The organism is Clostridia bacterium, assembly GCA_024653205.1.
GTDB lineage: Bacteria > Bacillota > DSM-521 > Neomoorellales > SLTJ01 > JANLFO01.
In genome coordinates, this window is sequence record JANLFO010000015.1 from 26,594 (window position 1) to 39,979 (window position 13,386).

A 13,386-nucleotide genomic window follows, 5' to 3' on the forward strand; every position below is an offset into this window, starting at 1 on the left:
ACGGAAAAGCCTTTGGGAGGGAATGGGGCAATGCAGGAAGACATCCAACCGGAAAGCCCGCTCGGCCGCGCCAAGTGCCGGTACTACCCCACCGAGGGGTACTACCCGAAGAAGGCCTACGCCGAGGCACTGCGCCTCATAGCGGAAGCCGTACAGGATGAAAGAGGAGACGAACTCTTTTACGACTATCTCCTAAGCAAGGCCCCGTCTGAGGAGCAGAGGGCCGTAATCGCGGCCATCAGGGACGACGAAAGAAAGCACCAGCGCATGTTCCGCCAGCTCTACTGCGAACTGACCGGCAAGGCCGTGCCGCCGGGGGAGCCGGAACGCTTCGAGCCCCCCAGGACCTACCTCGAGGGGATCGAGCGCGCCCTCTTCGGCGAGCTCAGGGCGGTAGAGATGTACCGCCGCATCCTTTTCGGGCTGAAAGACCTGGCCTACCGGAACATGGTAACCGAGATCTGGACCGACGAGCTCAAGCATGCCTGCAAGTGGAACTTCCTTTACACCCTGAACACCTGCCGGGACAACTGAGAAGCCGCCCGGTGAAACACCCGTCCGACCCGACCGGCCCACCTCCTGCATCGCAGTCCTGGAAAGGGCGGGTCCCGGCGCCAGTGCTCCGCCGCCGCGACCCGCCCCGCCACCCCGTCCACCAGGTCCGGGAAGACGCCGGCTTCGGCGGAATGCTTCTTCCGTTTGAACCTCTCGTCCGCTTTGAACCTAGTGCAGCTCCGGCTGGTACTTCTCCTGCAGCGGTTTGAGCACGTCAATGGCCTCCTTGACTTCCGGGGCACAGGGAGCCTTGAGGTCGGCAACGATGGTCCGGCCTTCGTAAGGGGGCGAGCTGTGGGTCTGGCCGAGCCATACTTTCAACTCGTAGTAGGCGCCGTCTGGCAGCGGCGGCCAGGACTTGGGGAAGGCGGTATAGGCTACGTAATCCTTGTCCGCCTCTTGGGGCACCTGCTCCCAATCCACCTTCTCCAAAACCGCCTTGACGGCGGCCAGTTCTTCGGCCGCAAGCTTACCCTTGTTGTCAACCGCGTCGCCGTAGTCACCCTCGGAAGTGATACTTAACCGGTAGCAGTGCAGCGAACCCCCCTCGGGAAAGTGAACGAACTTCACGTACCAAAGCTCCGGCAGAGCCTTGCCCGGTCCGAGACTCTTGGGCCCCGACCATTCCGGCCAGGTCCCGCCCTGCTGGGAAGACTGTGCTTGCGGCTCCTGCTTCTGCTCTTGGGCGGGCTGCGCGGCCTGCCCCGAAGGGGTGGCCGGAGACGATCCCCCGCACCCCGCCAAACCGGCAACCAGGCAGAAAACCATCAGCAAGGCCAACGATACTCCCAGGTATCGACCCATTTACCATACCTCCTTATCGTTATGCCGTAGTCACAGCCACCGGCGCGGCGGGCGCTTGCGCAGCCGTACCCACGGTCCTTAAGGTTTGCCCGCTGCCTTCTGAAGTTGCTGCAGCATCTCGCCCAGGTCCGTGACCTTTACTCCCGCCGGAAGCTCGAAGGTCTCCGGCGGCAAGGGGCCAAACCGGAGGTTCTTGTACTCCACCACGGTCTTTCCCTGTCCCGGGACCTCGGTCTCCACCTTCACCGGGAGCCCGCAGTCCTCGCGGACCCACATTTTGCTCTGGGCTCCGTCTGCCTCCGCCACCAGGATCACCTTGCAGGGCGCCCCGTCGTACACTTCACTGCCAATCACCCGGGCCTTAGTGAAATCCCGATCCTTGAGGTAGTCGCCGGGGGATTTGGCGTCAACCTGCGGTCTCTCGCCCGCAAGCTTCACCGCCTCGTTCCGGTCGGGATAGTAGGTGATCAACGTGTGGGTTTGCGTGTCCAGGATGCTGACCATCTTCTGGCCGCCGAAGTTACCCTCGGTCTTGAGCTTGTACCCCTGAATCCATATCTTCATGCTCGTCGTCCCCTGGGGCGTGGTGGTGATCAGGTCGTAGGCGACGCCCTTTTGCATCAACTCTTTAACCCGGTCGGTTCCGGCCACCAGCCCCTCGCCGGAACCCGACCCGGCGCCGCCGGAGGGCTGTTCCGTAGAAGGTACCCCGCCACCGGACGCGCCTCCCGGCGCGGACTGACTTTCGCTCTGGGCAGGCGCCTCCTGCCCGCCCGACGGCGCGCTCGAGGGCCGGCCGCACCCGGCCAGGGCAAGTAGCGCCAAAACCAAGATGAGGGCCATACTGCTGCACACGAACTTACGCCGTTTCAAACTACTGCACCTCCCGTCTTTTGTTTGCCCGGCTTTGCCGGCTGGCGCGGCTCCGCACCTTAAGGTTATCTCTAAGAGGCCAGGGCGGCCGCCACCCGGGCCAGGGTGCGAACACGCCAAATTGCGGCGGAGGGGCTCCGGGTATTCGGCTTGAGGCTATCCGGCCTGCTCCCGGTCGAGCTGCGCGGGCCCGGCCTTGCCGCTCTCCATATCTAATTCCCACAGCTTTGGCGGGCCGTTTCCGGAAGTGGAGAAAAAGTAAAAGTAACGGTCGTCGGCCAGCCAGCAGCCGCGGGTCAGGTTCACCTCCTTTTCCTTGAGCGCCTCGCTCAGGGAGCAAACCCGCCGGCCGGCGGTCACATCGTAGATCAGGATGTCTGTCCGTCCGGAAGGCACCTGCGCTTCCACCGCCAGGAGGCGACCGCCGGGCGCCCAAACCAGTTCGCCGACCCAATGCTCGAACCGGTCCAGGACCCGCACCTTTTCCCCCTCGGCAGCCACACCGACCGTGAATCCGAAAAGGCCGAGCACAGCAAAAGCCGCCCGGCCGTCGGGGAACAGGGCGACGCACTTGAACTCCCCGGCGCTGGTAACTTTTTGCTCCGGGTTGTCTCCCTGGGGCGTGAAGGGCACGGGAATTTGCCCGCTGGTGATCACGGTCTTTTCCCGGCCAGCCGCATCTCTAATGTCAAGCGCGGTCCATCCCCGGGCGGCGTAGGCCTGAGTTGGGCTCCCGGGCTCCCAACCGTCCACCGCCAACCCCTCGCCCTGGCGGACGATGGTCAGTTTCTCCCGGTAAAACATACTCTCCGCCTGTTCCGCCGGTCCGGTCAGCCAGATGGTCAAGGTCGCCGTCCACGAGCCCTGGCCCTCGACGATCTCCTCCAGCCTGTAACCGCTCAAGCGCTGCCTGACCGGCGCGCCACCCAGGGTGGGATCGGACCCGTTGACAAAGGCCTGCTTACCCCGCTCGGTAAGCATGGCGTAGACCCGCTCTCCGAAAGGCTCCAGCAGCCGGTAACGCATGAACCGGTGGACGAAGGTTTCGACGTCGGGCTTTTCCCTAGTAGTCCCCCGCACTGCCGCTTGCAGGGTTCCCGGCCTGGGCTCCGCCAGGCCACCGTCCGCTCCCGCCACCTGCTCCGACGCCTGTTGCAGCGGCGCCGGTGAAGCCTCCACCGGCGGCTTCCCGCCGGTACCGCAGCCGCCCAGGGCAAAGCTTGAGACCGCCAGGACAAGGACGAGAATGCCGTTGAACAATCGCCTCAACCCTATCCCTAATTCGCCTCCCTTGCTACCGCGTCGCGTACCGCTCGGCCAGGTCCCCGACGAGGGGAAGCTTATAGCGCTCTCCCCGATAAGCCTTGATCATCAAGAGCACCCAGAGAACGAGGGACCCCAGCCAGATGAGCACCCCTAGCGTCCGGAAAAGGAGCCACAGCGGCCACAGTCCTGCAGGCAAAAGAACCGTAACTACGAGGTAGAGCACGGTAATTCCGCCAAAAGTAAGGATCGACTGCAGGGCGTGAAAGCGCACGAACGGGTCCTTCTCCACCAGGTAGAACACGATACCCGTTATCCAGCCCAGGACGTAACACAAGACGCCGGCCAGGTTCGGCGCCAGCCCGGTCTGGGTGCCGGCGGAAGACACCTTTTCGGCCCCCCCGCGGTCACCGACCCAAGCGTTGCCCGAACCCCCGGCCCCTTCCAACTGCGCCCCGCACCGGGTGCAAAGGCGGGCGCCGGGCGCGCTCTCCTGTCCGCACTGCGGGCAAAACACCGTCTACACCCCCTATACTTGACCGGGCCAAGCCGGTTACTGCCTTGCTCCGCCTTCCGGCGCGGGAGCCACGGCCTTCTGCGCCAGACGCCGGAACTTGCCGGATATGCTGCTCAGGGCGGCCCGCAGGTCGTGCGCGGGCACCTGCCCGGCAATGGACGGTGGTAGCTGGCCACCATGGCTACGGTAGCCAGGGGATCGGCCACGATCCACTTGATCATGCCGGCGAAAATGAAGGCCGCCAGCAGGGCCACAAACCCGTAGAGGGCCTGCAGCCCCGGCACGGGAGTGAGCGAACGCGCCACTCCCAAGAGGGGAAAAAGCAGAGCCAGAAAGGACACTACCCAGACCGCGGCCACCACCAGGACGCACCAGGTAGCGGTGCCCAAGAGTTGCCGCCAGCTCTGGGCGTACAGCACCACACCGTCGCAGGCCGCCTGGTAAATATTTTGTTCTTCGTGGGTTAGGACGTAGCCCATCACCGCCTCGTCGATATAGTTGCCGGCCAGGCCCAGGATGCGGCGCAAAAGTCCGATAATCAAATTCAAACCCGGAATGCCGCCCAAACAGCCCGCCAGGCGGGTAAGCCAGTTCAGCACTTGACGCACCGCGCCGGCCACCAGCGCATCCACGACGAACAGGGCGCTGGCCGTGCCGAAGTGCTTGAGCACCTTCTCTTTCCCGTAGCCCACCTGGCTGGTGCCCGGCGGCAGATCCCCTTTGGTGACGATTTCGGTGATCACGGCCACGTGGCCGATCTTCACCAGATAGAGGAAGTAACGCTGGGCCAGAACGGTCAGCGCCCAGGCGCCCATAACGGCGACCAGCCCTACCACCGCCAGGGGCAACCCCGCTCCCTGGAAGTGGCGGGCAATCAAATATCCGATCCCGCCCATGACGCCGAGGAACGCGATGAGGATCACGCCGAACAGGAGGTAAACCCCTATCCGTAAGAACACGTAAGGCAGGGTCCGGAAAAACAGGCTCCCGGCCGAAACCCCGCCCGCCGGCGCCGTCCCCTTTCCTGCCGGGGCAGCCGGCGACGGTCCCGGCACCGCCGCGCCCGGGGTCCGGCTTTCCGCCGCGGCCGCCTCTTCTCCGGCAATTTCCGCCTGCCCGGCACCCGAGGGCTCCGGGGGCCTACAGGCGGCTTCCGCCGGGGAAGGGCCCTCCGGGGCCGCAGCCACGGGAACGGGAGTACCCGCCCCGGCCGGAGTGGTTACCTCCGGAGGCGCCTCTGCCGGCACGAAGGTTCCGCATTGCGGGCAGAACCGTGCGCCCGGAGGCGCCTTTTTGCCGCACTGAGGGCAAAACATGGCCGATCAGCTCCTGACCTGTCAGTCTAAATCTCACCCGGCTCCGGATCGGGGCCCAAAGCCCTGCCGAAGTACCCTCCCTCTAAGAACTCGCCACATAAGCGCCGGGGGAAGCCGGGGATAACCCGGCCCCCGGCCCCCGCACTATCTGAAGCCGCGCCCAACCCGCCGGTCTAATGCATAATGGTGACGGTCTGCGTGCTCTGGTCCCAGTTCACTTCCGCGCCCAGAGCTTCGCTCACGAAGCGCAGCGGCACCAGGGTGCGCCCGTTCAGGATCAGCGCCGGCTGGGATAGGGTTACCGGCTGCCCGTTCCTGTTAGCCACGGGCAGGCCGATCACCAGGACGATTACTGTGTCGTCCCGGGTGGCGGTTATGGTTTGGGTGGCCTGGTCCCAGCTCACCGCCGCCCCCAGGGCCTGGAAAATAACCCGCAGGGGCACCAGGGTCCGGCCGTTCAGGATGACCGGCGGCTGGTCAAAGGCAAGCGGTTGGTCATTAAGCAGCACCCGGATGCCCTCCGAGAGGGGTGTGCCCGCGGGTTGGACCGTTGGAAGAGAAGGCGCCGTCGGCGGCTGCCCGGAGGAAGGTAGGGCCACGGAGCCGGCAGTTAGCGTATCCGCCGAAAGCGGCAGAATACCCACCTCGAGATCATTCTCGTTGTAGAAGAGGATCTCCGCCTGCTCGTAGCGGCTGCACATGAAAAATCCGGGCGTGTAGTGGTTAAGCGGCAGGATCTGCGGGTTGGCCCGGTACTCTTCCTGCGCCCAGCCGCCCACTTCCCACTGCCAGCAGGTATTGTCAAAAGCAAAGTGGGAAACCTCCACCGGCCGGGCCGCCGTGGCCTCCACCATGATCTGCGGAATGGCTCCGGTGTCCCCCGGCCCGGCCACAATGCCGCCGTCGCTGATCTCACAGAGGCCGGGGACGGTCACTATGCCCAAACTCCGGGATCCGGTGGCGCAGATTGCTCCCAGCCGGCCGTCGTTGTAGTTGCCGATAATAAGGCCCAGTTGGTCGTAGCGGGCGACCATCAGCATGAACATCCCGTACTGGGGGATGTCGTAGAGCTTGTCGTTGGCGGCGTAACTCTCCTGCGCCCAGCCGGATACCTCGTCGTGCCGGTAGGTTCCCTTATCCCAGATGCCCACTTCTACCGGTTCACCGTACGAGTGGATCTGGAACTGGCCGCCTACCCGCTTGACCTCCCCCAGGCCGGGCACGGTCAGGCCGTTGAAGGGCCCGCCCTTGAACACCCGGTAGGTCAGCCGGCGGTCGTTCTCCCGCAGGAAGACCAGGTAGATCTTCTCGTAGCGGGCCAAAAGCATCACTGCGGTGCGGTAGTGGGGCAGGCCGAAGACCTGCGGGTTGGTCCTATACTGGGGCTGCGCCCAGCCGCCGACCTCGGTGTGGTAGAAATACTGCGCCGAACTGCTCCAGGTGCTCTCGAACTCTCCGGCGGGATGCACTTCCATACCCGTCGACGGGCTTTGCGGCGTGCCGTTGGGGTTGAGCAGCAGGTAGGAAACCTCCACCGGATGGGCCGGATCGTTGGCCTTCACCTGCAGGTTGTAGGCGATGGAGGCTTCGCTGTCCGGATGCGGATAGGCGGTGAGCGTGACGAAGGATGGGTCGTCGATCAGAATCAGCCCGCCGGCCTGCGGGGGCTGAGTCTCGCCCGGGGGTGGTGGCTCGGCCGTAGGCGGGGCGGGCTCCTGCTGAGCTGCGCTGGCGAGGCTGAAATGGTCGCTCATCCCCCAACAGGCGCTGTTAGCCGTACTCGTCACCTTGATCCGGTAACCGCTGCCCGGTGTTACATAACCGCCCCCCACCGCCAGGCTACTCCTGATCGCCCAGGTGTAAGAACCGGTGCCGTCCGCCCCGATGGGCACCGAGGCGGCAATCAGCCCTTTGGAAGACCCACCTTGATAAAGCTCGATTCTTACCAAACTGCCGGGATTGCCGGTGTACAGCCACCGGATGGTCTGGGTCGAACCCGCGGTCCACACCTCTCCGCCCGCAGGGGAGGTGACGGTGATGGATTCCACGCCCAGGCCAAAGTAGTCGCTCATCCCCCAGCAGTTTCGGTTGCGTACGCTGGTCACCTTGACCTGGTAGTCGCTGCCCGGCTTTACGTAGCCTCCCCCCACCGCCAGGCTGGGCCTAATCTGCCAGGTGTAGGAGCCTTCTCCGTTGGCGCCGATGGGAACCGCGGAGGCGGCGATCCGGCCCTTGGACTTGCCGGCCTGGTAAAGCTCGATGATTACGGTAGGGCCCAGGTCGTTTACGTCGCCCGTGTACCGCCACCGGATAGTGTGGGTCGAGCCCGCCGTCCACACTTCTCCCCCTGCCGGCGAAACCACGGTAATGGAGGCCTCGCCGGATACCTCGGCCCGCGCGGCCGGGGCCCGCCCGACCGGCGGGACGGCCAGGGCCACCGCCGTTACCAGGGCCAACAACAAGAGATACGCGCTTTTCCGTAACCTCAGCGACACGGGGTCATGCTCCTCCTCTCCGCCTCGTTTAAGAAAACCTTCGATACACCTTCTCAGTTATCAAATTACCGTTAAAAAATCGTCAAAACCTCCGGCCCTCCATGTGGTCGCCCAAGCTTCAGCCGCCGAGGTTGGTCTACTTTTTCACGTTCTTTTGACGGCGGACCGCTAGGGTATAAGGGTAAGGAGTCTGAGTCTTCTCACCGGGAGGGAACAGCAACGTGGGGCTTCTCGCGGGCATACTGGCGGTCATTTTCGGCCTGATGGCCGCTTCTACCATCTTGCCGGGCTTCAGCCCCGAGGCCCGGGCCCAGGACGGCGACAGGGTAACCGTTACCGGCCAGTTCGCGGCTACCTGCCGCGTCAACGGCCTGGATGAAGACATCACCCTCCCCGTTCGCAAGTGCCGGGCCGAGCTGGTGGAGGTCCGAGCAGGCGATGAGGGATTGTATCAGATCACGGAGGAGGTGTTGGCCACCGGGGAGACCGACGAGAACGGCCGGGTAACCTTCACCGTGGACCGGATCAAGCACCGTGGCAGTCTATTCGCCGCCTACGACGACGTCATCGATGTGAAGATCGTCGTTTACCCCGATAACCCGGCGGCCAAGGTGGAGGATTTCGGGCCCGCCGGGGCCTTGTCCTGGCACCGCTGGCCCCTCGAAACCCGGGTAGCGAATAACGTCAGCGGCCCCACGCTTTCTCTGACCGCCACGGCCACCGGCGACCACGGGTTTGCCTTCTACCTGGCCGACGTCCTGCTGGCCGGGCAGCGGGAGCTCAAGAAGATGGTTGGGGAGCTGCCCCTCGGCCAGGTTTCCGTGGACTGGCTGGCTTCGGGCGACCAGTGCGCCTACAAGCCCCTGTTTAAGCGCATCTACATCGTGCCCTCCGCCCGGACCGCCGAAAACGTGCTGCACGAGTACGGCCACGCCCTGCATCACGCCGCAGCAGGTACCCTGCCTTCCTATTCGCCCTCCGACGAACAGGCCGGCGTCTCCGGGGCCGCCCCCCGCGACGATGTGGCCCTGACCGAAGGGTGGGCAGACTTCCTGGCCCAGGTTCTGCTGCAGCGCATCCACGAAAACGACTCCAACCTTAGGGGAAAATTCTTTTATGATCCCGAATGGCTGAGGGAGGACCTGGAAGGCTTTACTTTCCGAGAAGGAATTAGCAGCGCCCGCCACATCCCCGCCGTCACGGCCACCCTCTGGGACCTTTACGACGACGTGGCCACCTGGGACCTCACCCAGGTCACCACCAGGCCGGCAGAGGTGGACGCGGTTAGCGACTTTGCCGAGATCTGGCGCATCCTGGGCTCGAACCCCTCCTCGATCAAGGATTTCTACGGCCGGTGGAAGGTCGGCCGCAACCAGGCCGGCGCGTACTACATCATGCGCCAGCACTACCTCCAGGTGGGAGAGAACGGGCGCGTTCCCCTTTCCTTGAGCACCAGGGAGGCCATCATCTGGGAGTTCCGGCTCTGCCTGGAAGCGGCTCAATACCTGCGGTTAGACCGAGGCATGGTAGAGAGCGCGGGTTCCAACCTGCGAGAGGCGGGTGATAGGGTACTGCGGAACTACGGGTGGAGCGAGGCAAACATCGCCCAAAGCCAATGGTGGCAGGCAACTTCTGTAGAGGAGGCCGTCAACCGGGTGCGCGACACCTGGCCCGCCTCCTGGCCCGGCGCGTTAAGGGTTTACCCCGCTTCCGCAGCGCAGCTGAGGGCAGTAGACGATTTCCTGCGCACCTCTGAGAGGGCCTGCGAGGCCGGCTCACACTGGCAGACGGGCCTGAACGGGGTGGCCTTTGCCGCCGGAGTTACCGATACTGACTGGGTCGGCGCCCCCAACCTGGCCGACGCGGTGTGGCGCTTTCTGGCGGCCCTGCGTCCGCCTTCGGCGCTGAGCTGGAAGGAGCGCCTCCTCTGGGAGTTCCGCCTCCAGACCGAGGCCTGCGGTTTCTCCTCCGACGGCACGACGGCAGACTGGACCAGTGATGTGGACGCCCTGCTGGAGTACTACGGCTTTCTGCCGGGATCGTCGGCGCGCGAAGCCTGGCACGGTGCGAGCAGTGCCGACCTGGCCGCCCAGAGGCTTGCCGCCGCCATCCCCGAGGACTACAGGGCACCCGCCCAAAACCAACTTACCACCGGGCAGCTCTGGGCGCTCGAGAAACTGATCGCCCAGTGCCGCTCGAATTACGCCACCGGACGGCCCTGGCGGGAGGGCCTGGATCGCCTGGTTAGCCAGTACCTTCCCGGCGGAGAGGAACAATTGGCAGGGGATCTAACCCACCCGCGGCAGGCGTACGCGCGGCTGGTAGACTGGCTCACGCAAAGAGGGCCACAGGACGCCCTGGTGGTGAGGTACACCGACCCCGCCGGGGGAGCTACAGAGGTTCCCGCAGGCAAGAGCTTGGTGATCGGCTTCAGCAAGATAATCCAGCCCGGTTCTGCCTATAACCAGATAAGCGTCACGGATTCGGGCGGCCGGAAGCCGGCGCTGAGCGTAACCCCGGGCTTTTACACCCTGGTGCTGGACCCCACGGCCGACCTTAGCCCTAACGCCACTTACACCGTTACCGTACCGCAAGAGGCCGTCAGGGACGCCGACGGCCACTCCTTGACCGTTAGGAGCGCCGCGGGCCAGGCCGCGAACGCCTACACTTTCTCCTTTACCACCGCCGCCCTCAACGAGCCTCCCCGCATAGTCTCTACCGATCCGACCCACGGGGCCACCGGTGTAGACCCGAATAAGACCATCACCGTGATTTTCAGCGAGCCCGTGCAGCCGGGGAGTACCTACGGGGCAATCTCCCTGATCTTGGCGGACGACAACTACTTAGACCCCGTCCACCCGCTGCCGGCGACTGTTAGCCTGGCCGGCAGCACCTTAACCATCGACCCGGCCGCGCCGTTGGCCAGAAACACCTGGTACACGGTGTCCGTCCCCATGGGAGCGGTCGCGGACCAAGGCGGCGTTGCCAACCAGGGTCACGCCAGTTTTACCTTCCGGACCAAAGCCGATCCGCTCCAGGTGGTCTCCACCCACCCGGCCCACAATTCCACCGGAGCCAAGGTGAACCACCCCATCACCGTGACCTTCAATCAGGATTTGTCTCCGGGACCGGCCTTGGGCCAGATCGTCCTCCAAGACCCTCTTGGCAACCCGGTACCGGTCCAAACCAATCTCTCCGGAAACACTTTGCGCCTGACCCCGGCCAGTCCCCTGGGCTATAGCCGCGTCTACCGGGTGACCATACCGGCCCAGGCGGTGGTGGCCGCCGCCGACGGCACGCCCTTTAGCCCCCCGGTCAGCTACCAGTTTAGTTTCCAGACCGAAGCCACCCCGGACACCACGCCCCCGCACGTGTGGATCAGCCCCACTCCCTACACCTACAGCACTCCCCAGACCGTCAGTCTGGGCGCCGACGAGCCAGCCACCATCTACTACACCCTGGACGGGACCAACCCCACGACCAGCAGCAGCCGGTACACGGCGCCGCTGGTCATCGGCGCCACCACCACCATCAAGTACCTCGCAGTGGACGCCGCGGGCAACCAATCGGCCGTCCAGACCGCGACCTACGTCATCGACTACGGGGGACCGGCGGTGGTGGGAAGCACGCCCGCCGACAACACCGGCGGGGTAAATCCCAACCTGGTTCAGCAGATCTGGGTCAACCTGAGCGAGATGTGCCGGCACGGCCCGGCTTTTTCCTCCATCGCTCTGAAGAAGGCAACCGGCACCCAGGTTTCGGCAACGGTGGAGCTGCTGGGCGATACCATTAAGATCACGCCGGCCCCTTCCCTAGAATGGGGGACCGCCTACGTAGTCACCATCCCCGCGGGGGCAGTGGCAGATACGGCCGGGAACCTCCTCGCCGCAACGTCCGCCATTAAGTTTACCACCATGGCGGCACCGGCCGCCCCCACGGTGGTGGCCACCTCCCCCGCGGACGGAGCCACCGGAGTGCCGGTAGATAAGCCCATCTCGGTTACGTTCAGCGAAAACGTGCTCCCGGGCCCCTATTTCGACTACGAGATTACCGGTGCCGACGGCTCCCACTCCGGCGGAATCGAGCTTAAAGGCCCCGACGGCCGGGCAGTGGGCATATCCAAGCAGATCAGCGGAGCCATACTGGAGATCACTCCCCTGGCGCCCCTGGCCTACGGCACCGCCTATACCGTGCGCATTCCCTACTTCGCGGTGCGGGACCAGATGAACCGGATGCTGGAGTCGGCCGTCACCTTTAGCTTCACTACCGAGCCGGCGCCGGCGTCCCTCGGGCCGCAGGTGGTGGGCACCACCCCTGCCGACCGGCAGAGGAACGTTGCCCTCACCGGGCCCATTGTAGTCACGTTTGACCGCGACATTCAGGCGGGAAAGGCCTTCGCCGGGATCAGCGTAACCGCAGCCGACGGCTCTGGGCTATCGCTCAGAGCCATAGTCAGCGGGCAGGCCCTCGCCCTGGTGCCGGTCAAGGGGATGCAGCCGGGGCGCACTTACACCGTGGTCATTCCCGCCGGGGCGGTGCGGGATCTGACGGGAGCCCCTCTGGCCCGGGAATACCGGTTCTCCTTCCGCACCGCAACGCTACCCATGAACCTGCCGGACTATTACCGGTAGGAGGCGGCGGGGTGCGGGGCGGCAGCAGGCGGATATTCGCTCAAGCTGGGAGGCGGGGAAGACTGGCTCCGGTTCCGCCGGGGCTTCAAACGAAGGGTAGAGCCGGCACGCTCCGGGTACCAGGAAAACCGGTAGCGGGTCGAGATGGGAGACGGACGGCGCCTGCGCCGGGAGCCCCTTGGAGGGCGAGGCCCGAGCCCTAGTTCGGTCGGCGCGGTGACAGGACGAAGGGGGGCACCGGTACCGCCTAAAGGAAACTGCGGACACTCCGGGAATAGAGCGGGCTGCGGTCAGGCGGGCACCCGGTGGATGAGGTCGCCGCCGACCTGGCGGGCGTCGTAGCGGCTGCCGATCTTAAGAAAGCGCCGCCGGCTTTCCTCGAGGAAGCCTTCGGCGGCAGCCCTGTCGCCTTGCGCCAGGGTCAAAAGGCCGTCCACCCGGGCCAGCCAGGCGGGGACCCATCGGTCCGCCGGGTCGGCGGTCTGCGCCGCCCGGCTCCGGCAGCGGGCGGCCGCGGCCGGCCGGCCCATTTTCAGGAGCGCCACCGCCCGGTGGCAGTAGAAAAGGGCCTGAAAGGCTCCCCAGCCGTAAGCTCGGGCCAAGCGCACCCCTACTCCGGCCCAGCGGCTCGCCTCGGGGAGGAGACCGGCGGCCAACATTTCCTCCACCACGGAACGGACGGTGCAGGCCGCCATGGGCCTCGGCAGCCGCGTAAGGCGGGCGCGCAACCAGCCCTGCACTCCGGGGAGGATCGACCGGCGCTCTTCGCCCGCGGCAAAAAGAGGGTTCAAATATATGAAAGGTTCCGGATTGTAACGGCCCATTTCCGGCTTGAGGAACCCCTCTATTTCCGGGAACCGGTCCTGGTAATGGAGCACCACCACCATCATGGAACGGGTCATGCATTCTCCGACCTTGACCATCAGCGAAGG

The 13,386-nt window shown here is 65.1% G+C and carries 8 protein-coding genes; 2 read left to right on the forward strand and 6 right to left on the reverse strand.

Features of this window, described 5'->3' with window-relative positions; all coding sequences use genetic code 11:
• Positions 1–30: 30 nt before the first annotated feature.
• Positions 31–534, forward strand: a complete 504-nt coding sequence (locus NUV99_08390; protein MCR4420127.1) for a ferritin-like domain-containing protein — start codon at positions 31–33, stop codon at positions 532–534.
• Positions 535–723: 189 nt separating this feature from the next.
• On the opposite strand, the gene NUV99_08395 is transcribed toward NUV99_08390, so the two are convergent.
• The 6 genes from NUV99_08395 to NUV99_08420 all read right to left on the reverse strand — a co-directional run bounded on the left by NUV99_08395 (position 724) and on the right by NUV99_08420 (position 7,823).
• Positions 724–1,359 carry a hypothetical protein gene (locus NUV99_08395; GenBank protein MCR4420128.1) on the reverse strand — a complete coding sequence of 212 codons (636 nt, stop codon included), beginning with the start codon at positions 1,357–1,359 and terminating at the stop codon, positions 724–726.
• Between the two features lie 78 nt (positions 1,360–1,437).
• Positions 1,438–2,232 carry a hypothetical protein gene (locus NUV99_08400; protein ID MCR4420129.1) on the reverse strand — a complete coding sequence of 265 codons (795 nt, stop codon included), beginning with the start codon at positions 2,230–2,232 and terminating at the stop codon, positions 1,438–1,440.
• Between the two features lie 156 nt (positions 2,233–2,388).
• Complete coding sequence (locus NUV99_08405; protein MCR4420130.1) at positions 2,389–3,501, reverse strand: hypothetical protein; 1,113 nt, start codon at positions 3,499–3,501, stop codon at positions 2,389–2,391.
• 25 nt (positions 3,502–3,526) lie between these two features.
• Positions 3,527–3,883 (reverse strand): DUF4870 domain-containing protein, encoded by a 357-nt coding sequence (locus tag NUV99_08410; GenBank protein MCR4420131.1) that lies wholly within the window; start codon positions 3,881–3,883, stop codon positions 3,527–3,529.
• A 242-nt stretch (positions 3,884–4,125) separates the two neighbouring features.
• Positions 4,126–5,328 (reverse strand): zinc-ribbon domain-containing protein, encoded by a 1,203-nt coding sequence (locus NUV99_08415; protein MCR4420132.1) that lies wholly within the window; start codon positions 5,326–5,328, stop codon positions 4,126–4,128.
• 173 nt (positions 5,329–5,501) lie between these two features.
• Positions 5,502–7,823, reverse strand: coding sequence for a stalk domain-containing protein (locus tag NUV99_08420; protein MCR4420133.1), 2,322 nt, complete (start codon positions 7,821–7,823; stop codon positions 5,502–5,504).
• Positions 7,824–8,044: 221 nt separating this feature from the next.
• On the opposite strand from NUV99_08420, the gene NUV99_08425 reads away from it, so the two are divergent.
• Entirely contained in the window at positions 8,045–12,454 is a 4,410-nt protein-coding gene (locus NUV99_08425) for an Ig-like domain-containing protein (GenBank protein ID MCR4420134.1), read from the forward strand.
• Positions 12,455–13,386 lie beyond the last annotated feature (932 nt).